This is a genomic window from Acinetobacter sp. FDAARGOS_724 (assembly GCF_013364475.1).
Classification (GTDB): domain Bacteria; phylum Pseudomonadota; class Gammaproteobacteria; order Pseudomonadales; family Moraxellaceae; genus Acinetobacter; species Acinetobacter variabilis.
The window spans coordinates 734,331-758,024 of the sequence record NZ_CP054908.1 but is presented as its reverse complement, the minus strand read 5'-3'; the positions used below and the strand labels follow the sequence as shown (position 1 = coordinate 758,024).

Annotated in this window: 22 protein-coding genes and 1 pseudogene; 9 read left to right on the top strand and 14 right to left on the bottom strand. The window is 44.8% G+C overall.

The genetic code is table 11. The annotated features are described in order from the left end of the window. Nucleotides 1–3: 3 nt before the first annotated feature. A complete protein-coding gene (gene dtd, locus FOC32_RS04925) occupies nt 4–444 on the top strand; it encodes a D-aminoacyl-tRNA deacylase (protein ID WP_175966567.1) in 441 nt (146 codons plus the stop codon). 101 nt (nt 445–545) lie between these two features. Here dtd and FOC32_RS04920 read toward each other — a convergent pair whose 3' ends face one another. From FOC32_RS04920 to serB, 3 genes are all read right to left on the bottom strand, one after another. Then, nucleotides 546–1,025 carry an SCP2 sterol-binding domain-containing protein gene (locus tag FOC32_RS04920; protein ID WP_004781417.1) on the bottom strand — a complete coding sequence of 160 codons (480 nt, stop codon included), beginning with the start codon at nt 1,023–1,025 and terminating at the stop codon, nt 546–548. Between the two features lie 140 nt (nt 1,026–1,165). Beyond that, nucleotides 1,166–1,501, bottom strand: coding sequence for a ciprofloxacin tolerance protein AciT (gene aciT, locus FOC32_RS04915; protein WP_175966566.1), 336 nt, complete (start codon nt 1,499–1,501; stop codon nt 1,166–1,168). Between the two features lie 417 nt (nt 1,502–1,918). Beyond that, nucleotides 1,919–3,139 (bottom strand): phosphoserine phosphatase SerB, encoded by a 1,221-nt coding sequence (gene serB / locus FOC32_RS04910; RefSeq protein ID WP_004781413.1) that lies wholly within the window; start codon nt 3,137–3,139, stop codon nt 1,919–1,921. 77 nt (nt 3,140–3,216) lie between these two features. Here serB and FOC32_RS04905 point away from each other — a divergent pair, with 77 nt between their 5' ends. Beyond that, on the top strand, nt 3,217–4,470 hold the full coding sequence (locus FOC32_RS04905; protein WP_004781411.1) for a hypothetical protein: 1,254 nt from the start codon (nt 3,217–3,219) through the stop codon (nt 4,468–4,470). Between the two features lie 95 nt (nt 4,471–4,565). Here FOC32_RS04905 and ppk1 read toward each other — a convergent pair whose 3' ends face one another. From ppk1 to mhpT, 4 genes and pseudogenes are all read right to left on the bottom strand, one after another. After that, the gene (ppk1, locus tag FOC32_RS04900; protein WP_175966564.1) at nt 4,566–6,629 is read right to left on the bottom strand and encodes a polyphosphate kinase 1; all 2,064 of its coding nucleotides are present in this window, start codon (nt 6,627–6,629) and stop codon (nt 4,566–4,568) included. 177 nt (nt 6,630–6,806) lie between these two features. Further along, the gene (locus FOC32_RS04895; protein WP_034170262.1) at nt 6,807–7,754 is read right to left on the bottom strand and encodes a bile acid:sodium symporter family protein; all 948 of its coding nucleotides are present in this window, start codon (nt 7,752–7,754) and stop codon (nt 6,807–6,809) included. 107 nt (nt 7,755–7,861) lie between these two features. Beyond that, complete coding sequence (pncA, locus tag FOC32_RS04890; RefSeq protein WP_034170263.1) at nt 7,862–8,491, bottom strand: bifunctional nicotinamidase/pyrazinamidase; 630 nt, start codon at nt 8,489–8,491, stop codon at nt 7,862–7,864. Between the two features lie 233 nt (nt 8,492–8,724). Further along, nucleotides 8,725–9,931 (bottom strand): annotated as a pseudogene (mhpT, locus tag FOC32_RS04885) (3-(3-hydroxy-phenyl)propionate transporter MhpT). 727 nt (nt 9,932–10,658) lie between these two features. Here mhpT and dapA point away from each other — a divergent pair. From dapA to purC, 3 genes are read left to right on the top strand one after another with little or no spacing between them, the layout of a single operon-like run. After that, nucleotides 10,659–11,558 carry a 4-hydroxy-tetrahydrodipicolinate synthase gene (dapA, locus tag FOC32_RS04880; protein ID WP_008305869.1) on the top strand — a complete coding sequence of 300 codons (900 nt, stop codon included), beginning with the start codon at nt 10,659–10,661 and terminating at the stop codon, nt 11,556–11,558. 12 nt (nt 11,559–11,570) lie between these two features. Continuing rightward, nucleotides 11,571–12,176, top strand: coding sequence for a hypothetical protein (locus tag FOC32_RS04875; protein ID WP_004781397.1), 606 nt, complete (start codon nt 11,571–11,573; stop codon nt 12,174–12,176). Nucleotides 12,177–12,214: 38 nt separating this feature from the next. Continuing rightward, nucleotides 12,215–12,934, top strand: coding sequence for a phosphoribosylaminoimidazolesuccinocarboxamide synthase (purC, locus tag FOC32_RS04870; protein WP_004781395.1), 720 nt, complete (start codon nt 12,215–12,217; stop codon nt 12,932–12,934). 267 nt (nt 12,935–13,201) lie between these two features. On the opposite strand, the gene FOC32_RS04865 is transcribed toward purC, so the two are convergent. After that, entirely contained in the window at nt 13,202–14,473 is a 1,272-nt protein-coding gene (locus FOC32_RS04865; RefSeq protein ID WP_008305874.1) for a replication-associated recombination protein A, read from the bottom strand. A 237-nt stretch (nt 14,474–14,710) separates the two neighbouring features. On the opposite strand from FOC32_RS04865, the gene FOC32_RS04860 reads away from it, so the two are divergent. Beyond that, nucleotides 14,711–16,873: a putative bifunctional diguanylate cyclase/phosphodiesterase gene (locus FOC32_RS04860; RefSeq protein WP_414632193.1), complete on the top strand. Its 2,163-nt coding sequence runs from the start codon at nt 14,711–14,713 to the stop codon at nt 16,871–16,873. 43 nt (nt 16,874–16,916) lie between these two features. On the opposite strand, the gene FOC32_RS04855 is transcribed toward FOC32_RS04860, so the two are convergent. After that, a complete protein-coding gene (locus tag FOC32_RS04855) occupies nt 16,917–17,369 on the bottom strand; it encodes a YcgN family cysteine cluster protein (protein WP_004781392.1) in 453 nt (150 codons plus the stop codon). Between the two features lie 192 nt (nt 17,370–17,561). Here FOC32_RS04855 and FOC32_RS04850 point away from each other — a divergent pair, with 192 nt between their 5' ends. Continuing rightward, entirely contained in the window at nt 17,562–17,720 is a 159-nt protein-coding gene (locus tag FOC32_RS04850; protein WP_004647174.1) for a DUF1328 domain-containing protein, read from the top strand. Between the two features lie 83 nt (nt 17,721–17,803). Here FOC32_RS04850 and murJ read toward each other — a convergent pair whose 3' ends face one another. Next, nucleotides 17,804–19,354 carry a murein biosynthesis integral membrane protein MurJ gene (murJ, locus tag FOC32_RS04845; protein ID WP_171248451.1) on the bottom strand — a complete coding sequence of 517 codons (1,551 nt, stop codon included), beginning with the start codon at nt 19,352–19,354 and terminating at the stop codon, nt 17,804–17,806. A 77-nt stretch (nt 19,355–19,431) separates the two neighbouring features. Continuing rightward, nucleotides 19,432–20,004, bottom strand: coding sequence for a 1,6-anhydro-N-acetylmuramyl-L-alanine amidase AmpD (ampD, locus tag FOC32_RS04840; RefSeq protein ID WP_108675722.1), 573 nt, complete (start codon nt 20,002–20,004; stop codon nt 19,432–19,434). Nucleotides 20,005–20,185: 181 nt separating this feature from the next. Here ampD and nadC point away from each other — a divergent pair, with 181 nt between their 5' ends. Next, nucleotides 20,186–21,031 carry a carboxylating nicotinate-nucleotide diphosphorylase gene (nadC, locus tag FOC32_RS04835; protein WP_108675721.1) on the top strand — a complete coding sequence of 282 codons (846 nt, stop codon included), beginning with the start codon at nt 20,186–20,188 and terminating at the stop codon, nt 21,029–21,031. Between the two features lie 87 nt (nt 21,032–21,118). Here the strand turns inward: nadC and FOC32_RS17120 are convergent, their stop codons facing one another. Next, on the bottom strand, nt 21,119–21,241 hold the full coding sequence (locus FOC32_RS17120) for a hypothetical protein (protein ID WP_005232802.1): 123 nt from the start codon (nt 21,239–21,241) through the stop codon (nt 21,119–21,121). Between the two features lie 149 nt (nt 21,242–21,390). Further along, on the bottom strand, nt 21,391–22,107 hold the full coding sequence (gene rph / locus FOC32_RS04830; RefSeq protein WP_004781384.1) for a ribonuclease PH: 717 nt from the start codon (nt 22,105–22,107) through the stop codon (nt 21,391–21,393). Between the two features lie 194 nt (nt 22,108–22,301). On the opposite strand from rph, the gene FOC32_RS04825 reads away from it, so the two are divergent. Continuing rightward, nucleotides 22,302–22,931 carry a TetR family transcriptional regulator gene (locus FOC32_RS04825; RefSeq protein WP_125278864.1) on the top strand — a complete coding sequence of 210 codons (630 nt, stop codon included), beginning with the start codon at nt 22,302–22,304 and terminating at the stop codon, nt 22,929–22,931. Between the two features lie 98 nt (nt 22,932–23,029). Here FOC32_RS04825 and FOC32_RS04820 read toward each other — a convergent pair whose 3' ends face one another. Then, nucleotides 23,030–23,647 carry a thiol:disulfide interchange protein DsbA/DsbL gene (locus FOC32_RS04820; protein ID WP_004781380.1) on the bottom strand — a complete coding sequence of 206 codons (618 nt, stop codon included), beginning with the start codon at nt 23,645–23,647 and terminating at the stop codon, nt 23,030–23,032. Nucleotides 23,648–23,694: the final 47 nt, after the last annotated feature.

Below are 23,694 nucleotides of genomic sequence, written 5' to 3'. Positions count from 1 at the left end.
ATTATGCGTGCATTATTACAACGGGTACTCGAAGCCAAAGTCGTGGTCGATGGTGAAACCACCGGAGAAATTGGCAAAGGTATTCTGGTTTTTCTGGGCTTAGGTAAAGAAGATAATCTGGAAAAAGGCAAAAAACTGATTGATAAAATATTGAAATATCGCTTCTTTGATGATGAGCAAGGCAAGATGGGCTGGAATGTCAGTCAGGCCGGTGGCGGTTTACTATTGGTGTCCCAATTTACCTTGATGGCGCAAACCCAAAAAGGCTTACGTCCAGATTTTGGTCCAGCCATGCCGCCAAGCGATGCCAAGGCCTTATATGAACAGTTGGTTGAATATGCGCAAAGCCAGTTCGAAAATGTACAAACCGGTATTTTTGCGGCCGATATGAAAGTGCATCTGATCAATGATGGACCGGTAACGTTTAATCTGGAAGTTGAATAAACCGTCATTGTTTCAGAATGAAAAAAAGCCCTCTAAATGAGGGCTTTTATATGATAATCCTCCCCTAACCCCTCCTTTAATTAAAGCAGGGGAATTAGCAGTTATTTACCAGTTTTCTCTTTAATAAACTGACGTGCCATTTTCACTTTATCTTTGACCGGTTTTGGCAGTTTAGGCGGAATCATTTTCGCAACCTGGTTAAACCAGACTAGCAGACCAAAATCACCTTCCATTTTAATCGTGCCACTTTGCATACCGGTCATGAATGCAGTCGGATCACCTTTAAGCAACGTTTTTACACCCTGTTCACTATCAGCAAATTGCAGCACAAAATCAGCTTTCTCTGCATCACCTGAAACGGTATCGATATGACCATTATTCACAACGATCTGACGTGCCATTCCCTCATCTGTTCCGATCTGGATACGGAACTGGCGTTCATGTACCAATTCAATAAATTTCGGACTGGTGCGTGCTAACTGCTTCATACGTAATGCAAGACCTGCGACCAGCAAATCAAGTGGATCGGTACTGAGGTCAACCAGAGGAAGTTTGAGCACAGGAATGGAGGACAGTTTCATGAAATTATGCCTATTCTAATTGTACGAAAATTGACAAATATCCTAGCATAGATCAAAGCTAGGCAGATGCAGGACTTTGTATCATATTTCTAAACGAAAAATGCACCCGCAGGTGCATTATTTCGCTGATATTAGAGAACTTAACGGCTAGATAGCTGCTGCTGGTCATCTTCATATACTGGTGTATGTTCGATATAACGGCGTTTAGCCAAAGCACGCTCTGCACGTCGATCTTCACGCAATAACAGTAAGGTCACTACGACCATCACGGCCGTTAAAGCTGTCAGATAGCTATATGTCATCGGGAGCTCAAACAAGGCTTGAGTACCTACTCGAATCACTTCGATCAGGCCCCAGGCCAGCATTCCCGCAGTCATAAAACTTAACCAGCGACGATAAGGCGAGAAGAAAACAGCAAGCACAGCCGCGGCGACTAAACTAAAGCCTACGAGAGTTGCTAGATTCGCTGTTACCATATAAACCCCTCCATCCAAAAGAACAGTGTGTATGCTTGATATTGCAACCGTACTACCTATTGAATTTCGTTAAATCAATAAAATGGAATGTGTTGATTTGTATCTCTATGCATGCATTATGCTGAGTTTTTTGCATAAAAAAAGTCCTGTTTTCTCCCCTTACGACATACTCTGTCGCGATATTATTTTGTCATTACATTTTTTATTTTCACAGTATTTGTGGATCAATTGCTGCGTCGATGTTGGCGTGTCATTACAAAATCATATGCCCTTTCATCGACTTAAAAAAAATATTTTCCGTTTAAGATGATCGGGGTATTTATAGACAAGCTGCGCCGTCCCTCGATAAAAGTTAAGCTAAAAATATAAAAAAACGCGACCCTAAGGCCGCGTTGGATTTTACCGCAAAGCTATGTATTACGCGCGGCTCAGATCTTTATCATGTACACCGAGCAGGTAGAGCACGCCATCCAGCCCCACACTGGAAATGGCCTGATTGGCATTCTGACGAACCAAAGGTTTGGCACGGAAAGCCACCCCTAGACCCGCAATTGAAAGCATTGGCAGGTCATTGGCACCATCACCCACAGCGATGGTCTGCTCCAGAGAAATTCCCATATTGTCGGCAATTTCACGGAGCAATAAAGCCTTGCGTGCGCCATCCACAATATGACCTTTGACTTCGCCTGTCACCACGCCATTCTGCACATCCAGAATGTTGGCATGAACTTCATCAATTCCTAGTTTGGCTTGCAGATATTCTGCAAAATACTGGAATCCGCCAGACAGAATCGCAGTACGGTAGCCCAGTGCTTTCAGGGTTGAAATCAGACGTTCTGCACCTTCAGTCACGGTCAGACGTTCTGCAATTTTTGGCAATACCGATGCATCCATGCCTTTTAATAAAGCAACACGAGCACGGAAACTTTGCTGGAAGTCCAGCTCGCCCTGCATCGCGCGTTCAGTAATTTCAGAGACTTGAATACCCACACCTGCTTCGATCGCCAGCTCATCAATCACTTCCTGCTCGATCAGGGTCGAGTCCATGTCAAAGCAGACCAGACGGCGATTACGGCGGTAAGCATTATCTTCTTGTACTGCCACATCGACATTCAGGTTATTCGACAGGCTTAAGCAGGCTGCACGCATGGCTGCTGCATCCAGCATCTGGCCTTTCAGACCAAACTGTACACAGGCACGTTTAGGGCCAGTATTGGAACCATCCAGCTCAGGACGGCCAGAAAGACGGGTCACGGTTTCAATATTGAAGCCCTGACTCGACACAATCTGGGTCACGGCTTGCAGATGAGAGGCATTTAATTCCGGGGCCAATGCCGTTACGATATAACGCGTGCGGCCGCCCTCTCTTACCCACTGTTCATATTCAGCAGCAGAGATTGGTTTAAAGCGCACTGTTAACCCGATATCATGTGCTAGAATCAGGATTTCCTTCATGGCTAATGCTGTTGCAGTTTGGTCATCAGACGATACAACAATACCTAAGGTCAGTTGATTATGAATGACCGCTTGCCCCACATCTAGAATCTGTAAGGAATGAGCGGACAAAACCTGCATTAATCGTGTAAATTGATTAGGCTGGTCGGGTCCTAAGAATGATATAAGAATGATTTCTCGCATGAATTGACTCGGGTCTGAGCTACAACTATTGTTAGAATCATAATCGAAATTGAACAGAATTGCCTTGGAAGTTTACGTTGAATGCGCCTAGACAAGGGCTATTTGCTAGCCTACTGATTGTAAGTTTTGCTCTGCATACCTTTTTACTGGTATTGGCAACGACTCACCAACTGAATGATAACCGTGTCAACCAGGGACAGCTCATGACGAGCCAACTGGTCACAGACAGCCTGGCGGAGCTTGAACCGGCGAACCGCGTTTCTCTGGCACTTCTGGCCAACCGTTATGCGACTAACCCAAGCGTTGCTTCAATTCGCATCCTGGATGCGAATGGTCAGGTTTTAGCCACTGGTGGGCTGACCAAGACCCGTAATGGGGAAGTTTTTGTCCGTGATGCCCTACAAAACGAGAAAAAAGTCGGTGTGATTGAAATCACCCTGATTGAGCCAAGTATTGGTGAAATTCTGCGGACTCAATGGCTTGCCATTCTGTTTTCTTTTATTATTCATGGTCTGCTTTGGGTCGGTTATCGTGCGGTAGCGCGTCCAAGCCGTACCGAGTATCTGGCACGTATCAATAATGAATCGCGACTGAAATTCGAGATTCAGACTTTGACTCAGGCATTGGAACAGGAAAAGCATAATGCCGCCCTCGCCATTGCCCAGGCACAGCAAGCTCTGAAAAACAAACCGAAAGAAAAAGACAGCAAACCGGTGGTACTGGATACCGATAGCCTGAGCTTGAACATTCAGTTCTATGATCCAAAACAGTTGCTGGATAGTGTGAATAAAACGGTATCGGTTCCTTATTTCAATTTGTGCCAGATTTTCCTGAACAAAGCCACTGAACTGTGCATCCAGCACTACAAACTGAACAGCACGGATATTTGTACCGTGCACAAGTTTGATGAAAAAGGTGCCAGTATCAGTATTGCGGCAGACAAGCCAGATGCCCTCGTCTGTCTGACCATGATCAGTTCAGTATTCCAGTTACTTTCGGAAGTCCTGTATAAGCGTTATCGTGAAGAAAAACGTTTTGTCCTGCAGACACGTAGTGCGATTTCTTCAGCTGTTGAAGAAATGCAGCTTAATTCAGTTCAAGCCGCAGAACGTCTGGTTCAGCAACTGGTCGCTAAGGAAAGTGCACTGCATGTTCCTAATGCCCTGTTGAAACAAATCGCGGACCACTTTGAGCTGGTCAGCATGCCCAATCCGACCAATGTCCTGACCCGTCATGCTTTTGTGGTGAATGGGATGGATGCTGAAAGCGCCGAGCTGGCACAGACTTTTAGAACCGAAATTCTAAAATCCAAACAATCCAAAGCCTCATAAATGTCCCTGAATGTTGCAATTAAAAAAAGCCGGATCCAATATCCGGCTTTTTGATGGGTACAAAACAAATACGCCAGCGTGTCTTGGACTACCCTTTAAATTTTTAACTGTTTTTGTTCCAGCAGATATTGCTGGGCATTATAAGGCTGGGCCGGATCCTGACAGGGGACTTTATGCCACTGACCCTCGGCATCTAACTCCCATGCATTTTGACAATCTTTTAAATAGCTGATCAGGCCATCTTTATAAATCCGTTTTTTCAGCTCTGGATCCAGCACCGGGAAACAGGTTTCGACCCTGGAAAACAGGTTGCGCCCCATCCAGTCGGCACTGGCACAATACAGTTTCTTGGCGCCGCCATGTTCAAAATAATAAACCCGGGTATGTTCCAGGAAACGTCCAACGATTGAACGGACCTGGATATTTTCTGACATGCCGGTGACTTGTGGAATCAGGCAGCAGATTGAACGCACAATGAGGTCAATTTTCACCCCGGCCTGTGACGCCTGATAGAGGGCAGCAATCAATTGCGGTTCAGTCAACGCATTCACTTTGATGATGATATGCGCGGCTTTTCCAGCTAGGGCAAATGCCTTTTCCTGCTCAATCAGTTTCAGCAGTTCGCTATGCAGGGTAAACGGTGCATGCAGCAAGGCTTTCAGTTTGGCCATTTTGCCCATGCCGGTCAGTTCCTGGAACATGCGGTGCACATCTTCACAGATATCCGGCTGTGTGGTCATCAGGCCGTAATCGGTATACATACGGGCATTCCCGGCATGATAGTTTCCGGTACCTAGATGCGCATAACGCAGTAGTTCCTGATTTTCACGCCGGACGATCAGAATCATTTTGGCATGGGTCTTATAACCGACGATGCCATAGACCACCACTGCCCCGGCTTCTTGCAGGATATTGGCCACCATAATATTGGATTCTTCATCGAAACGCGCCCGCAATTCAATCACGGCCGTGACTTCCTTGCCATTCCGTGCGGCTTCTGCCAGCACCTGAACAATTTCCGAATCCGGACCACTGCGATATAGCGTCTGCTTGATCGCCAGCACCGCCGGGTCCTTGGCCGCTTCGCGCAGTAAAGTAATCACCGGCTGGAATGAATCAAAAGGATGATGCAGCAGCACATCCTGTGCCTTTAAAATTTCAAAAATACTTTTCTGTTTACGGAAAATTTTCGGAATGACCGGACTAAAATGCGGATACTTTAATTCCGGACGCTCAAAGCTGGTACTCAGGCGGGACAAATTGATCGGTCCATCAATCCGGTACAGCTCCTGTTCCGTCAGATCAAATTCATCCAGCAAATAGTCGATGATGTTCTGTGGAGAGTCATTTTCAATTTCCAGACGTACTGCACGACCAAAGCGGCGCGAACACAGTTCATCTTTTAAAGCCAACGCCAGATCATCGACATCTTCCGACAATACCAGATCGGCATTGCGGGTAACCCGAAAGGCATAACATCCGGTCGCTTTCATGCCGGGAAACAAATCACTGATATGCTGCTGGATGATCGCAGTCAGAAAGATCTGGGTGGTATTGTTTCCGGTGACATCTTCCGGAATTTTAATCAGGCAGGGTAAGGAACGTGGTGCCGGCACAATTGCCATCTCGATTTCACGGCCAAAGGCATCTTTACCTTCCAAGCTGATAATAAAGTTCAAACTTTTATTCACCAAACGTGGAAAAGGATGTGAAGGATCCAGACTGATCGGGGTCAGTACCGGTTGCACTTCTTTGGCAAAAAAGGCTGCAATCCAGGCCTTATGTTTTTCCAGAAGATCCTGGTATTGAAGAAACTGAATCCCCTGCGCCTGGAGTTCAGGCAAAATTGCATGATTCAGAACCTCATACTGTTTGTTCACTGTGGCATGAATGGACTGGGACAGTTCTTGTAGAATCAGCTCGGTGGGTACAGCATCAGGCGTCCGGGTAGTCGCATTCAGATCTTGCTGTTTCATCAGCCCGGCAATCCTGATTTCAAAAAACTCATCCAGGTTACGGGAAAAAATAATCAGGAAGTTTAAGCGCTCTAAAATCGGTAAATTCGGATCGAGTGCTTGTGCCAAGACACGACGCTGAAATCCAAATAAGGAAAGTTCCCGATTAAAATAGGTCGCTGACGAATGCTGAAATTGTTCCATGCCCTCTCAATGCTGCTGATTACAGTCTGTTGTTTCACATCATTGAGGGGCGATCTTAGGCAGACTTCATGACACTTATGTTACAAAGCTCGATAAATCCATATAAATTAATATTTTAATTTTTCACCTTATAAAAAATCATGCTATGGCTCGTTGGGCGCCGTCATCAAATTGCAATTAAGTGTCCGTTTTTTCAGTTTGTCTGCCAGCCCAATAAGTGGCTAAAGCAGGTCCTGAAATATTATGCCACAGGCTGAAAATGGCACTTGGAACCGCAGTAATGGGAGATGCAGCAAAATGGGTTGCCGCCAAGGCCACACCCAGACCAGAATTCTGCATCCCCACTTCAATGGATACTGCACGACAGTCAATTTCTGCCAAGTGAAATATGCGACTGGCCCAATAACCCAGTAAATAGCCCATCCCATTGTGTAAAGCCACAAGCCCTAAAATCATTAAACCAGATTCCAGAATCTGGGTTTTGCTGCCGGCAATAATTGCCGCCACAATTGCGACAATGGCAATCACTGAAATTACTGGCATTACCTGGATATAGCCTTCTACCTTGGTTTTTAGAAGGGCGCGGATAATCAAACCTAAAATGATTGGAAACAGCACCACTTGCAGAATCGAAATCAGCATGGACAAGGCATTAATTTCAATCCATTGGCTGGCCAGCAGATAAAAAATTGCCGGAGTCAAAAGCGGTGCCAATAAAGTTGATACCGAAGTACACGCTACAGACAAGGCCGTATTACCTTTGGCCATATAGGTAATCACATTGGATGCGGTGCCACCTGGACAGCAGCCCACCAGAATTACACCAATCGCAATTTCAGCCGGAAGCTGGAATAGCTGACAGAGCAAAAAGGCTAACCCTGGCATCACCATAAACTGAGCCACGACCCCAATCGCGACGGCCTTAGGACTTTGCAAGATACTTTTAAAATCGCCTGGCGTCATGGTCATGCCCATACCAAACATGATCAGACCCAACATCCAAGGAATATAGGCGCGTAACCAGACGAAAAGATCCGGCAGCATCAGAGCAATCGCTGAAAATAGAATGACCCACAGAGCAAAGGTCTTTTGGACAAACTGGCTAAATTGAAGGAGTGCTGACATGGGGAAATCCAGGGATCATGAAAAAGAAATCAAGGCATCTGTGGATGCCTCAAAGTAAACAAACCATTGCATAATGGTAAATGGCCCTAATCGCCTTAAGTCAGCGCTTAGGCAGCATTAATAATATCTTTCAGATAAATCCGTTTTACACCCTGTGCCAGCATGTCCTGCCAGGCATGTTGTAGCGAACCATTCAGGTCTATGCCTTTGGTAGCATCCGCAATGACATAGGCCTTAAAGCCGAGTTTACAGGCATCCATCGCGGTCCAGGCCACACAAAAATCGGTCGCGATACCCACGATAAATACGGTATCAATGCCACGCTCCCGTAAATAGCCGGCCAGACCAGTACTGGTTTTTTGATCAGCTTCCATAAAGGCGGAGTAACTGTCGATATTTTGATGAAAGCCTTTGCGGATAATCAGTTGGGCTTGCGGAAGGTTCAGCTCCGGATGAAATTCAGCATCCTCAGTCCCTTGTACACAATGACTCGGCCAGAGGACTTGAGAACCATAATTCAGCTGAATCGTGTCATAGGCTGCTTGAGCAGGATGATTGTCTGCAAAGGAGATATGCTCTGCCGGATGCCAATCCTGAGTCAGTACAATATTCTGAAAGTACTGCCCCAATCGGTTGATATTCGGAATAATCTGATCGGCATTGGTAACAGCCAGATTTCCACCCGGGGTAAATCCTTTTTGTACATCCACCACAATCAGCGCCGCATTCTGCATCATTTTCATCCCTTGAAATCTGAGTTTGCATCCAAGCATAGCTTAAAACTAAAGAAAATTTTTAGCCCTTTAGGTAAAAATAGAATGACTCTGCATTCTGATAAAACGTATGATGAGTTAACTGTAAAAGCTATTGCTCTGCAAAACATAGACAGAATTTGTCTTTAGCTGAACTGATACTAGAAAATAAAAAGCCTGCATCAGTGCAGGCTTTTTGGATATTCATCTTTTTATTTTTAAACTTTGGTACGGCTGACCAGGAACAGCATACATACCGCAGAGATTACGATACATGGAATCGCTGCCGAGATCACCCCTGCTGCACCGAAGCCTGCTGTCAGTAGCTGACCCGCAATTGCAGGGCCAAGCATGGCACCGATATGACCAACTGCAGAAGCAACACCTACCCCTGTACCACGTACTTCAGTCGGGTAAACGATACTACCAAAGGCATAGAGTACGCCCTGACAACCAATCACGAAGGCACCTGCCAATGCTGCGGCCATGTACATCTGTTCAAGTGAGCTTGCACCGTTCAACGCTAATAAACCCGCCAGGATACCGCCGTACATCAACAGAATGACATACGCTTTTTTCAGGCGATCCGTCAGCATACCCAGAATCACGGTACCAATCGTTGCAGTCGCCATGAAATAGAACTGTGCAGTTGAACCATCTTTACGGGTGAAGCCCAGCTCCATAAAGAGTGAAGGCAACCAGCTCAACATGATGTACACCACTATCAGGGTGAAGAAGTAGCTCACCCAGATACACAGCGTACGAAGTAGGTTGTCAGAGTTAAACAAATCCTTGAATGAACCCTGAGGAGATGCTGCACGTTCTGCGGCTGTCTTGTTTTGTGCCTTTATGTATTCTTTAGATTCAGGCAGACACACCATCATCAGAGGAATCACAATGATGGGCAATAAACCACCCAAGTAAAAAAACATTTTTCCAGTTTGCACCGAATTCAGTTGCTGCGATTAAAGACAAGATTGCAGCACCCACTGGCATACCACAGTACATCAGGCCCACGGCACGTCCACGGTTTTGTGGAGCCACGGCTTCAGAAGCTAAAGTGATCAGAATCGGCATTGCACCGCCAAGACCCGCACCCGCCAGAAAACGAACTGCCAGCAAGCTGTGGAAACTGTTCACCCACACGGTACATAAGGTAAATAGTGCAAAAATTGTGGTTGACCAGATTAAAACTTTCTTACGACCAAGACGGTCCGCGAATCGACCACCGACCAGTGCACCAGGCAATAAGCCCAGAATCCCTGCACTAAAAAATACACCCAATTGTGAGCTATCAAGACCAAAGTGCTCACGAATACCAGCAGCGGCAATCCCGGCAGCCTGAATATCCAGGCCTTCAATCGCAGCGATCAGAAAGCAGATCCCTACCGTGATGATCGCGTGCTTATTGTCTGATTTTTCCATGGAATATCCTTGTTCAATCAGCGTTCAAAAGAGAGGCCATCATCTATGAGCCGCTAAAGAGAATTAACTACCAATAAGTTGAACAATTTGCTCGGATATACTGAAAAATCCAGAAAATTAATGACTTTAAGATGCTGTTCGATAAAGTCAAAAAAGCAATTAATGAGAAGTATTAAAATCCCAGTATTTTTGGATTTAGACTTATACATCAAACCCGGAAATTCAACAGTGAGAAAAATTCAGGGCCGATCACTAATACGAAAAAAAGATTAGTTCAGGCATTTTTGCTTTTTATTCATCATAAATGAGGTTTATTATTCGATATATTTTAGCTCTTAATTCATCAAATATAAATATTAATACTCCCCTAAAACGCCATAAAAGAATGTTTTCTAAATCTATTTAATTCACTTAAGTGACTTATTCTGTGTATTTTTTACTGAAAAAATGAATTCATTAGCTTTCATACTGCTGGAGGATAAAGGATGATTTGGACAGCAAAAAATCATAACGATTAAAACTTGATTGTTGCCTAGAGGCTTTGTATAAAGAATTCAGTGGCTTTTACTAAAGCATATTGTTCTTATGCGTTTGATCAGTCATAATTTGCATAAGCAATATTCAATTCAGTGCAAATCTATTGAATTTGCTACAAATCAAAATACAAACCCATCCCAAATATGTTTTCTCATTCTCTTCGGATGGACAAATAGGATAGTTTTTTAAAATGACTCAGCAAGCACAGACCATTCAGGGTTCCATTGTCGCAATCGTCACCCCCATGTTTGAAGATGGCAGCGTAGATTGGAAGGGTCTCGAGAAGCTGGTTGAGTGGCATATTGCAGAAGGCACTAACAGTATCGTCGCGGTTGGTACTACTGGTGAAGCATCAACGCTCAGCATGAGCGAGCACACTCAAGTGATCAAAGAAATCATTCGTGTTGCCAACAAACGTATTCCTATCATTGCCGGTACAGGCGCAAACTCGACTCGTGAAGCAATCGAGCTGACTCAGGAAGCCAAAGAACTTGGCGCTGATGCTGCCCTGCTGGTTACTCCTTACTACAACAAACCGACTCAGGAAGGTCTATACCAGCATTATAAAGCGATTGCTGAAGCGGTTGACCTACCTCAAATTCTTTATAACGTTCCAGGTCGTACTGGCGTAGATATGGCCAACGAAACCGTGATCCGTCTGGCAGATATTCCACAGATCGTGGGCATTAAAGATGCAACAGGTGATGTAGCCCGTGGTGCTGCCCTGATTGAAGGTCTGACAGGCAAAAACATGACTGTTTACTCAGGTGATGATGCAACTGCCTATGAGTTAATGGGTCATGGTGCCAAAGGTAATATCTCTGTGACTGCTAACGTTGCACCAAAAGTCATGAGTGAAGTATGTGCTGCAGCCATTGCAGGCGATGCGGCAGGTGCTGAAGAGCTCAATGCTCAGGTTGCAAATTTACACAATATTCTATTTTGCGAATCAAACCCAATTCCTGTGAAATGGGCTCTCCATGATATGGGCTTAATTGGTACAGGTATTCGCCTTCCATTAACACCACTTGCAGAACAATATCGCGCTCCGCTTCATGAGGCACTTGTAGAAGCGAGCGTCATTAAATAAAGAGCAACGATTATGCAATTACGTTTAGGACTTACCCTGGCACTTTCAGTATTCAGTTTAGCAGGTTGTAGTTCAATGGCCTTTAAAAACGGTACCTTGGACTATAAAGAGACAACCACGCTGCAACCATTACAATATCCTGAAGGGTCAATGGTTCGTCCTGCAACGCCTTTGTACCCTGCTCCGACCGTAGATCCGCTTGCCCTGGAAAATGCACCAAAGCTTGAAAATCAGCGTGGTAACCGCTTTGCGATGCCACGTCCTACTGCACAGCCAGTAAATTCAACTCAAGCAGATGAAACTCAAGAAAATTTTTCGGGAAAGCCGCAATTAGTCACTGACGGAAATCAAAATCCACTGCTCAAAATTGATGGAAATGCTGCTACAATATGGCAATACACTCTTGCCACGCTTAGCAGCCTTAACCATTCTATCGTTGGTCAAAATAAAGATCGTTATGAAGTAGCGATTCAGGTCGATCAGCAAACCTATGTTTTAAGACTCTCTCCCGCAGGTTCGAGTAACACCCTGGCTGTGTTTAATCCCGATAACAGTTTTGCCGACCGCGAAAAAGCAGCAGAACTGTTAAACCAGATTTACCAAAATTGGCCAGCCTAGACATTTTCTAGGCATTTTTTTTTGTAGAAGGTTCCCTCATGTTAAAACAAACCTTGCTCTATACTGGTAAAGCGAAATCTGTCTATACCACGGACAGTGAAGACCACCTGATTTTAGTTTTTCGTGACGATGCGTCCGCATTCAATGGCGAAAAAATCGAACAACTGGATCGTAAAGGTAAGGTGAATAACCGTTTTAACGCCTTCATCATGGAAAAGCTGGCTGCTGCTGGTATTGAAACTCATTTTGAGAAACTGCTGACACCGACTGAAGTGCTGGTGAAAAAACTTAAAATGATTCCAGTAGAATGTGTAGTACGTAACTATGCTGCGGGTTCTTTATGCCGTCGTCTTGGTGTAGAAGAAGGTAAAGAGTTAACGCCTCCAACATTCGAATTGTTCTTCAAGGATGACGCGCTAGGCGATCCAATGGTGAACGAATCTCAAGCGATTGCTTTAGGTTGGGCGACTGCTGAACAACTGGCAAAAATGAAAGAACTGACTTACCAAGTGAACGATGTGCTTAAAGCATTATTCGAAGCGGGTAATATGCTTCTGGTTGACTTTAAACTTGAATTTGGTGTGTTCCACGACCGTATCGTACTGGGTGACGAATTCTCTCCAGACGGCTGTCGTCTATGGGATAAAGACACCAAGAAAAAACTGGATAAAGACCGTTTCCGTCAAGGCCTAGGCGGTGTGGTTGAAGCGTACGAAGAAGTTGCAGCACGTTTAGGTATCAATCTTGAAGATATCTAAGCACTAATAATGCTTCAAAGAACCGGGCAAATAGCCCGGTTTTTTATTGTCTAATCTTATGATCGAAAAAATGAATTTTATTAATAAAAATGATCGTTTTTACATTATTCAATGCATGCCTTAATATTACTGCATCCCAGCCACATCCCCAGCAGATGCAATCCATCTGGTGTTGTCGGCTAGATTTATACCCTTACCCTCTAGGATGTATCTCCCCCAAGACATCCTATTTCAGCCCAATTCTCCTTGAATTGGGCTTTTTTTTGTTTACTGCTGCTGTTGTTCCTGCCAGCGACGTTGTTGCAGACGTTCGCCTTCCACTTCACGCTTATTACGTGCCGATTCGTACAGTTTGGTGCCTTTCAGCTCAGGCGGCAGGTAATCTTGCAAAACAAAATGTTCCGGATAGTTATGCGGATACAGATAATTCACTCCATAACCCTGCTCTTTCATCAACTTGGTGGTTGCATTACGCAGATGTAAAGGCACTGGCAAATTGGCCGTTTTTTCAGCCAGATCCATCGCCTTGTTAATCGCGAGATAGGTACTATTACTTTTGGCACTGGTCGCCAGGTAAACCGCACATTGTCCCAGAATAATCCGGCATTCCGGCATACCAATCGCTTGAACTGAGCGGAAGCATTCACCCGCTAGCAACAAGGCATTCGGATTGGAATTGCCAATATCTTCTGATGCCGCAATCAGCATACGGCGGGCAATAAAGACCGGATCTTCACCACCTTTCAGCATACGTGCCATCCAGTACAGGGCAGCATCCGGATCACTACCACGAATCGACTTGATGAAGGCCGAAACCAGATCATAGTGCTGCTCGCCAGACTTGTCATAACGGGCAATATTCTGCTGTGCGACTTTGACCACAATCGCATTAGTAATGATATTTTCCTGATCAGCCTCAAAAGTACTGGCAATCAGATCTAGTAGATTGAGTGCCTTACGCGCATCCCCTGCGGCAAACTGCAATAAGGCGTCAAATTCTTCAATCTGGATATAGCGTTCCTGCAGGAATTTGTCAGTCTGAATCGCCTGAGTTAGTAAAGTCTGAATCGCTTCGTCACTCAGCGCATTCAAGGTATAGACCTGACAACGTGACAGCAAGGCACTGTTGACTTCAAAAGATGGATTTTCCGTCGTCGCGCCAATCAGGGTAATTTTGCCTTTTTCGACGGCATTCAGCAGTGCATCCTGCTGGGATTTATTAAAACGGTGAATCTCGTCAATAAACACTACAGGCGTCAGCAGATCAACACTTTCCGCAATGACTTCACGCAATTCTTTCACACCGGTATTGAGTGCAGACAGGCTGATAAATGGCCGGTCCACCGCTTGGGCAAGTAGCAAGGCAATCGTGGTTTTACCTACTCCAGGTGGACCCCAGAAGATAATCGATGGTAAATGCCCTTGGTCAATCATCTGACGTAGAGGTGCATTCTCTCCAAGCAAGTGATCCTGCCCGATAATTTCTGCAAGGTCGCGAGGCCGCAAGCGTTCTGGAAGCGGGATATGACTGTCTGACATCTTATTATTGGCTCAAATTAAATTCTGCTTTCATTCTAACACTGGTAGTTTTGATTCCAATATTTCAAACATTTATGAGAAAAATTTAATTTATGTAAGAAATCTCTATTTTTTTTACAATGAATGGATTAATCTTATGAAAAGTAGATAAATAGAACATGATTAATTACAGGTTAATAACCTTGTAAATTTCACATTATCTCATATTAATTAGAATGGACTTGAGCAACTGATTGGATGCTCTTTGGGTGGTATCGGTGGGGATGCATGAAGCATAATAAATCTAGACGAACAACTGCAGAATGCGCTGATTCGCTTATTTCAACCTTGATACAATCTTCTAATGAACAACAGGCAAAATCCAGATTATTACAAGATCTGATCAATGATGTGCCGCATCCGCTTTGGGTGCTGGGCAAGGATAATATTGAATATTTTAATCAGGCACTTTCGGATTATTTAGGTACCAATTTAAGTGAATATGGTCCTAAAGAATGGCAAAGCCTGATTCATCCAGATGATCAGCCAACGTTTTCTGAGCAATGGCATGCTGGCCTGAATCAGCAACAAGGCTTTAATACCCAGTGCCGGATTAAATCGGCTGATTCCAGCTACCGTATGTGTGCCTTGGCCATCAAGTTTCAGCATACAGCAGAACATCTGCTGCAATGGTCGGTATCACTGACCGATATCCATGAATATTTTGAGATTCAGCAACAACTGTCTCAGGTGATTTCTACCCAAAAAAACATGCTGGATGCCAGTGTCGATTGTATTAAAGTGATGTCTCCACAAGGCGAAATCCGTCATATCAATCAGTCAGCCTGTCATAAGTTAGGGATTGATCCTGAACAGCAGCCTGCCCCGCATTCATGGTTAAGCCTGTTACCCGCTGAAGTTAAAAAAACCGGACAACGCGCTTTAAAACAGGCTGCTCAAGGTTTAAATAGCCGTTTTGTAGAAAAAGCCCAGACGGAGAATGAGGACCCACAATACTGGGATCATTTACTGACTCCAGTATTGGACGAAAATAATATTCCCCAAAATATCCTGTGTGTTTCACGCAATGTCAGTCAGCAAAAAATAGTTGAAAGCCGTTTAAAAGCCGTAATTCAGCGTGATGAGCTGACCGGACTGTATAACCGCAATGCCTTTTATAAGACCTTTAAACAGGTACTGCTAAAAGCCAAGCAACAGCAAATAATGGTTGGCCTGCTCCTGATCGACCTAGACTATTTCCGGCATATCAATGACACTTTGAGTCATATTGCCGGGGACCATTTGCTGCATGTCTTGGGCAAGCGTTTTCAGGCCTGTTTTGGCTCCAATAATATAGTCGTTGCCCGTCTGGGTGGCGATGAGTTTGCTATTTTAGTCAAAAACCTGGAAAACGAAGCCCAGCTGATTAATACTGCACAACTGGCCTATGCCCAACTGGAACAACCAGTGAGTTATGTCGGCCATCGTATGAGTATCGGTATGAGTATCGGTTGTACCGTTTATCCGCGTGATGCCCAGAATAGTTCCAACCTGCTGAAATGTGCCGATATTGCCCTGAATGATCTGAAAAATAGTGGTCGTGGCGGGATTCGCATGTTTAATCAGGAGATGTTCAGGTCACTGGAAAACATGACCAAACAACTGACGCTGGCACGCAAGATTATTCATGCGGATCAGATTATTCCTTATTATCAGCCTAAGGTTCACCTTTCTGATGGTGAGGTGATTGGTTTCGAAGCCTTACTGCGTTGGCAGGATCAACAGCATCAGATCCAGTTACCCTCTCATATTTTTTCTGCTTTCCAGGACTATGATTTAGCTTCGCGCATCAGTGAAACCATGCAGCTAAAAGTCTTTGAGGATATGAGCCGCTGGCAAGCCGAGGGTCTGGATATACTGCCAATTTCAATCAATGCAGCTCCAGTTGAATTCCTGCGCGATGACTATGCTGAGAAATTCCTGGCTCGTCTATCCCGATTCGATATTCCTGCACATAAGGTTGAACTGGAAATTACCGAGCAGAGCTTATCCGAAGGCGGAGCCAATTATGTGATCCGGGCACTAAACCTGCTAAAAAAACATGGAATTCATATTTCTCTGGATGACTTCGGTACCGGTCATTCTTCCCTGACCCGTTTACAGGAATATCCGGTCGACTGCATCAAGATTGATCGCAACTTTGTAGAACGCATGAACAATGATCCGTCTGCGCTGGCCATTGTCAAAGCCATTACCCAGATTGGTTCCAGTATTTCTCTGGATGTACTGGTCGAGGGTATTGAAAATACTGAACAACTGGACACGCTAATCAATTGTGATTGCCAGATCGGACAAGGTTTTTATTTTTACCGACCTATGTCGGGGTCTTCAGCACAGCAACTGCTACAACAGGCAGCTTAATTTTTTTATTTAATCATTTGACGAGGTTGGATTGCGCTAACAGCTAGCGCACCCAGCGTACGATATATTCATCAATTTCATCTTCATCAATATCGACTTCACTTAAGCAGCGACCAGCAGCAGATTTTTTGGCCTGAATTACGCTTTGTCGTGAACCTGTCTTCAGATAATGCCAGGATGGCAGGCTTTTCCCTTCAGCAACTCGGCGATAGGCACAGCTTGATGGCAACCAGTGAATGGTGTCCAGTTTCTCAGGTGTTAGCTGGATACAATCGGGCACATATTGCAGCCGGTTCGGATAATCCGAACAGCGGGCAGTTTTACAGTCCAGTAATTTGCAAGCCACTTTGGTATAGGCAACTTCGTGGGTGTCTTCATCTTCCAGCTTGATCAGGCAGCAAAGCCCACAACCATCACAAAGCGCTTCCCATTCTTCTGGTGTCAGCTCAGTGAGACTATATTTTTTCCAGAAGTATGGACGTAAGGCATCAGACATAATCAAAACGGCTATGGTAAAAATCAGCTTATTATACCAAGTCTCAACAAAGGAAATGTAGGGACGTGAATCTTATTAATATCACGTAAACTATTGTTAAATCAGAGACAGTACATCAACAAAACACTAACAGTGCCCAAAATCGAATATTCCTATACTGGATTTGAGAATAAAAACACATGGAGAATTGATATGTTTCGCTGGGCTATTATTTTTGCTGTGATTGCCTTAATTGCCAGTCTACTTGGTTTCGGTGGAGTAGCAGGCTTATCTAAGGATTTCGCGATTATCTTATTGGTGATTGCCGTTATTCTTGCCATTGTTGGTTTCCTTTCTCGCGGCAAGGTCTAGCGACTGATTTTTGCTTAAGGAAAAGTTTCCTACAGAAAAAACAAGAGCCATTTGGCTCTTGTTTTTTATGCGCCCAAAATGGATTACGGTTTGATATGGCGTGGTCTGAAACCAGCAGCGACCAATGCGGCCAAATACGCCACTACCCCGACCACACATAAAATCAGTACTTCCAGTACACGCATCCACTGTGATACATCACCATTGTACCAGCTCAGTGCATAGGCCAAAGCTGCAATCATCACCACATTGGCAAACATGAATTGCAGGAAGATTTTTTTCCAGTGTGCACCAAAGCGGAAAATATTGCGTTGATGCAGATAAAAATACAGCAGACCCGCATTGACCATGGCTGAACCGGTCGAAGCCAGTGCCAGCGCCATATGTTCCGCTTCCCAATGAATCAGCTTAAAGAAACCAATAAAGATCACGTTCAGAATTGCATTGGCTGCTACTGCCATTAAACCGACGCGTACCGGTGTACGGGTATCCTGCTGGGCATAAAAGCCGGGAGCAAAGACTTTAATCAGCATAAAGGCAATCACACCGCCACTCATACATTGCAGTGCCAAGGCAGTCATCTGGGTATCTTCAAAAGTGAATTGTCCGCGTTCAAATAATGCCTGAATAATCGGTGTTGACAGCATGAACAAGGCAATACTGGCTGGTAGACCCACCAGTACGATGACTTTCGCTGCCCAATCCATCATGCCACGGAATTTTTCCGGGTTCTTTTCCGTATGCTGTGTGGATAAAGACGGCAGAATCACGGTACCGATTGCGACGCCAATCAGACCCAATGGTAATTCGGTCATCCGTTCAGCACTATATAGCCAGGACACTGAACCATCCTGCATGAAAGAAGCCCAAACCGTATTCAGTAACAGGTTGATCTGTGTGACCGATACACCAAACAAAGCGGGTAGCATCAGTTTCATGATGCGATCCACCCCTTCATGCTTGAAGTCTACTTTCGGTGGAATCAACAGGTTTTTACGCCATAATTCTGGAATCTGGATTGCCAGCTGCAAAATACCGGCAATTACGACTGCCCAGCCTAGCGCCATAATCGGCTCTGCCATAAAAGGGGTGAGCCAGAGCGCACCTGCAATCATGGCAATATTCAATAAGACCGGAGCAAAGGCTGGCGTACTGAAAGAGCCATAACTGTTCAGAATACTGCTGGCAAAAGCCGTTAGTGACATAAATAGCAGGTATGGAATGGTCAGGCGGAACATGTCTGTAGCCAGCGCAAACTTTGCTTCATCGCCATGGAACCCTGGCGCATAGATATACATGATCACCGGTGCGGCAATGATGGCAATCATGGTCAGGGTGGTCATGAAAGTAGCCAGACAGCCAAATACCCGGCTGATCAGGATCTGCACTTCTGCATGGGTACGACTGGTTTTATATTCTGTCAGTACCGGAATAAAGGCTTGGGAGAATGCCCCTTCTGCAAATAGCCGTCTGAAAAAGTTTGGAATACGAAATGCCACCACGAAGGTATCGAAATCTTTACCGGCACCGAATACATTCAGTAAAACCACATCCCGGACCAATCCCAGAACCCGCGATAACATGGTCATCGCACTGACAATTACGGTCGAACGCCAAAGCGCCATCCTATTCACCTAATAATTAATTTGGGCCTATTGTAATGAAACTTGCAAAAGAAGTTCATTGCTTAATCACATGACTTCCTGAAGGGTCATGGGTTCTTATAATGTTGTAACTGGGCACGAAAAGCACACCAGTCAAAATACGGTCCCGGATCGGTTTTACGTCCCGGTGCAATGTCCGAATGTCCGGCAATATGCTGCTGCAGTTTGGGATAATAGTCTTGCAAACAGGTGGTAACTTTGACCAAGGCATCATACTGTGCCTGTTCAAACGGCAGGTCATCACTGCCTTCCAGTTCAATCCCGATGGAATAATCATTACATTCTTTTTTGGCCAGATAGCTGGAACGACCTGCATGCCAGGCCCGGTCATTGAAATTCACAAACTGCAGCACTTCACCAGAACGCAAAATCAGCAGATGCACCGACACCTGCATGCCTTCAATAGTTTGAAAATACGGATGCACTGACCAGTCCAGCTGGTTCTGAAAAAACTGTTCAATATAGCCGCCACCAAACTGTGACGGCGGCAGACTGATGTTATGGATCACCAGTAACTGGATATCGGTATGTTCAGGCCGCTGATTAAAATTTGGAGAAGGGATCTGGCGCGCCCCGAGCAATTGCCCGTCCCGGATTTGAAACTCAGCTGCCTGTTGCATAAAACTGTCCTGTACAAAAATAAAATCTGCAATATCAGGATTGCAGCCGGCTTAATGCTAAAACTTTCATAGGCAAATCTCAATTCATCCCGGCAGGCTGTATGAAAAATCGCTCATTTTAATGTAACGGTGTTAAGATAACGCACAATTTTTCACGGCTAAAAAAGATACGGAAATACTCATGAGCATATCTCAGGCTTTGCTAGAACAGTCGATTCAGATCAATATTCAACAGGCACTCTCCGAAGATATTGGCGATGGTGACATTACTGCCCTGCTGACTCCTGAAGATGAACAGGCGACTGCCACGATTATTAGCCGTGAAGCAATGGTTCTTGCTGGTCAGCCTTGGGTCAATGCCCTGATTCAGGCCTATGATCCGAGTGTAGAAGTGATCTGGCTAAAAAATGACGGCGATCATGTCGCTGCCAATGAAGCTTTTCTAAAACTGGCCGGTTCTGCACGTAGCCTACTGACTGTAGAACGCCCTGCCCTGAACTTTGTACAGACGCTGTCTGCAGTTGCGACCAAAACAGCAACCTATGTCAAAGAGTTGGACGGTCTGCATACCAAGCTCTTAGATACCCGTAAAACGCTGCCAGGCTTACGTATTGCCCAAAAATATGCTGTTGCTGTCGGTGGTGGTCAGAATCACCGTTTGGGCCTATTCGATGCCTTTTTGATTAAAGAAAATCATATTATGGCAGCCGGCGGCATTCGCCAGGCGATTGCCATGGCCCACCAGATTGCACCGGGTAAACCAGTTGAAGTGGAAGTTGAAACCTGGGATGAACTGAATCAGGCCCTAGAAGCCGAGGCTGATATCGTGATGCTGGATAATTTCAGTCAGCAGCAAATGATTGATGCCGTTAAACATGTGGCTGGTCGCTGTAAACTGGAAGCTTCAGGCAATATCACTATTGATAATTTACGTGAAGTGGCGAGTACAGGCGTAGACTATATTTCGATGGGCGTATTGACCAAAGATGTCAAAGCCATTGACCTATCGATGCGTTTTAATAGTTAAAGTTTTATCCATAAAAAAGGGTGCCATAGCACCCTTTTTCTTATTCTCAAGGATATAAATCATAGAGGTTGAATGGCCTCTACTCTGTTAATTGGTATCACTTCCTCGTTCCATATTTGCACCATCACGGTTTTCATCACGAGAATTCGAATCACAGGCAGTTAAACCCAGTACAGCAAATACTGAAAATGCCATCAACCATATTTTCATGTTATAACCCTCTGAATGAGATTTGGTTAAAAGATCATCGCTTAAAACAGAGGTTACACAGTAGACAGATCCTGTTCATTTTTTGTCAGGCAATGTGTAGCTATAATAAAAAACGCATCCGAAGATGCGTTTTGTAAACTCTGGAAATATTACCAGCCCAAAGCTTCTTGCTGTTTCTTGATCAGTTCCTGAATCCCTTTTTCAGCCATGGCCAGCATGTCATTGCATTGCTCACGGGTAAATGGCTTATCTTCAGCAGTACCTTGAATTTCAATAAATTCACCCGCTTGGGTCATCACGACATTCAAGTCAGTCTGACAGTTTGAATCTTCTTCATAGCAAAGATCCAGCAGGACTTCATCTTTAAAAATACCTACAGAAATGGCTGCCACTAGACCTTTAAGTGGATCCTGTTTGATTTTCTTTTTCTCAAGCAATACATTCATGGCATCAATCAATGCTACTGCAGCACCCGTAATTGATGCAGTACGGGTACCACCATCGGCCTGGATCACGTCACAGTCAATGGTAATGGTATTTTCACCAAGTTTTTTCAGGTCGACCATTGAACGTAGGCTACGACCGATCAGACGCTGGATTTCCTGAGTACGGCCACTTTGTTTGCCGCGAGCAGCTTCACGGTCACTACGGGTATGTGTTGAACGTGGCAGCATGCCGTATTCTGCTGTTACCCAGCCTTGGCCCTGACCTTTCAGGAAACGTGGTACAGAGCTGTCCACACTGGCAGTACACAGCACTTTGGTATGACCAAATTCAACCAATACGGAACCTTCCGCATAACGTGTATAGTTACGGGTAATTTTCACTTCACGTAATTGATCTAATGCTCGTTGGTCGATACGCATAATAGGTCCTGCTGTTGACTAAAAATAATTGCGGCTCAGTATAACAGAAGCCTCCGCCAAGATTGGAACAGAGGACAGATCATTTACAAAATCACTAGATATGCCTTGCTTGTATAGATTTTTCAGTCCATCTGCTCTACTGCGATGGACAGGTGTTTTTTGCTAAACTGCAGATCTACGGAAGGAAAATCCCTATGTCTTTACGTGAAGAACGCAAGCAACAAAGCCGCCAGGCCCTCCTTGATGCTACCTTGGCATTGAGCAGCCGTGGCCATGCCTTTAGTAGCATCAGCCTGCGCGAAATCACTCATGAAGTCGGACTGGTGCCTGCCGCATTTTATCGACACTTTCAGAATATGGATCAGTTGGGACTGGAACTTCTGGATCAGGTTTCAATTCATCTCAAAGGTGTGCTGAATCAGTTAGGACCTGCAGATTTTTCTCTAGATGAGCTTTCAGCCAAAATCGAACTGTTTTTTCAGGCAGTCGATGCTCATCCCGAAGCCTGGACATTTTTCAGTGCCGAACGTTGGGGCGGTTCTAACATTCTCAGACAAGGCATTGAGCGGGAAATTCATTATCTGACCCAAGATTTGCGGCATACCCTAGAACAAATTCCAGCCACCCAGCAATCTCCTTCTCCAGCCGAGTTAACCGCACTGGCACAAATCCTGGTTCCTCTCGCATTAAACTGGGCTATGGGCTGGATTCAGCTTCAGGTACAGCCTGATCCCGAACTGCGACAAACGCGAATAAATGACTTCAAAGCGCAAAGCCTAAAGCAGTTAGAACTGTTATTTCGTGGAATTTTATCTCAAGCCTGAGATCTCATCTGAGTGAAATCTATTTTATAATTCAATTTTATCCTGACATAAAAAACCCGCATATAGCTGCGGGTTTTTAGATTCATGCAGATCTGGTTTTATTTAGCTTTACGCTCTTTTTCAACCAGATAATTTACCACTTGAACTACTTTGGCATCATCGCCCTGAACTACATACTTACCGTTCACGGTTACCGCTGGTACGCCGCTCAACTGATAAGTCGCAGCCAGATTTTTGGCCTGTGCGATTTTTGAAGAAATCGGGAATGATTTATAAGTGGTATTAAATTTCGCTTCAGAAATACCATAACGGGTATAGAACTTGGCTAATTGAGCCTGTTCCAGAATTGGCTGTTTCTTGGCATGAATATCATGGAATAGCTGCAAATGTGCTTTTTGACGAACACCTAGAGCTTCAGACACATAATACGCACGAGCTGCCTGTTCCCATAGCGGATTCATCGCGGCTGGGGTACGCACGAAACGTACATCTTTAGGCAATTTTTTTAACCAGCTCTGCATATGTGGTTCAAGTGAATAGCAGTGACCACAGCCATACCAGAAGAATTCACGGACTTCAATTTTCCCCGGCTTTTCAACTTTTACTGGATTCGCCAGGACTTGATAGTCTTGACCTGCTACAAAGTTGGCGGCCATTGCACTGCCAGAAAATGCCAAAACAGATGCGGCTACAGTGCCTAAAATAAATTTTTTCATTGGGATTATCGTCCTCTAAATCATTATGTCTAATTTATGGCTTCACT

Bases quoted from the DNA above. Each gene is read 5' to 3' on its own strand.
- dtd (WP_175966567.1), top strand. From the start codon at position 4: ATGCGTGCATTATTACAACGGGTACTCGAAGCCAAAGTCGTGGTCGAT.
- FOC32_RS04920 (WP_004781417.1), bottom strand. From the start codon at position 1,025: ATGAAACTGTCCTCCATTCCTGTGCTCAAACTTCCTCTGGTTGACCTC.
- aciT (WP_175966566.1), bottom strand. From the start codon at position 1,501: ATGGTAACAGCGAATCTAGCAACTCTCGTAGGCTTTAGTTTAGTCGCC.
- serB (WP_004781413.1), bottom strand. From the start codon at position 3,139: ATGCGAGAAATCATTCTTATATCATTCTTAGGACCCGACCAGCCTAAT.
- ppk1 (WP_175966564.1), bottom strand. From the start codon at position 6,629: ATGGAACAATTTCAGCATTCGTCAGCGACCTATTTTAATCGGGAACTT.
- FOC32_RS04895 (WP_034170262.1), bottom strand. From the start codon at position 7,754: ATGTCAGCACTCCTTCAATTTAGCCAGTTTGTCCAAAAGACCTTTGCT.
- pncA (WP_034170263.1), bottom strand. From the start codon at position 8,491: ATGATGCAGAATGCGGCGCTGATTGTGGTGGATGTACAAAAAGGATTT.
- dapA (WP_008305869.1), top strand. From the start codon at position 10,659: ATGACTCAGCAAGCACAGACCATTCAGGGTTCCATTGTCGCAATCGTC.
- FOC32_RS04875 (WP_004781397.1), top strand. From the start codon at position 11,571: ATGCAATTACGTTTAGGACTTACCCTGGCACTTTCAGTATTCAGTTTA.
- purC (WP_004781395.1), top strand. From the start codon at position 12,215: ATGTTAAAACAAACCTTGCTCTATACTGGTAAAGCGAAATCTGTCTAT.
- FOC32_RS04865 (WP_008305874.1), bottom strand. From the start codon at position 14,473: ATGTCAGACAGTCATATCCCGCTTCCAGAACGCTTGCGGCCTCGCGAC.
- FOC32_RS04860 (WP_414632193.1), top strand. From the start codon at position 14,711: ATGCTCTTTGGGTGGTATCGGTGGGGATGCATGAAGCATAATAAATCT.
- FOC32_RS04855 (WP_004781392.1), bottom strand. From the start codon at position 17,369: ATGTCTGATGCCTTACGTCCATACTTCTGGAAAAAATATAGTCTCACT.
- FOC32_RS04850 (WP_004647174.1), top strand. From the start codon at position 17,562: ATGTTTCGCTGGGCTATTATTTTTGCTGTGATTGCCTTAATTGCCAGT.
- ampD (WP_108675722.1), bottom strand. From the start codon at position 20,004: ATGCAACAGGCAGCTGAGTTTCAAATCCGGGACGGGCAATTGCTCGGG.
- nadC (WP_108675721.1), top strand. From the start codon at position 20,186: ATGAGCATATCTCAGGCTTTGCTAGAACAGTCGATTCAGATCAATATT.
- FOC32_RS17120 (WP_005232802.1), bottom strand. From the start codon at position 21,241: ATGAAAATATGGTTGATGGCATTTTCAGTATTTGCTGTACTGGGTTTA.
- rph (WP_004781384.1), bottom strand. From the start codon at position 22,107: ATGCGTATCGACCAACGAGCATTAGATCAATTACGTGAAGTGAAAATT.
- FOC32_RS04825 (WP_125278864.1), top strand. From the start codon at position 22,302: ATGTCTTTACGTGAAGAACGCAAGCAACAAAGCCGCCAGGCCCTCCTT.
- FOC32_RS04820 (WP_004781380.1), bottom strand. From the start codon at position 23,647: ATGAAAAAATTTATTTTAGGCACTGTAGCCGCATCTGTTTTGGCATTT.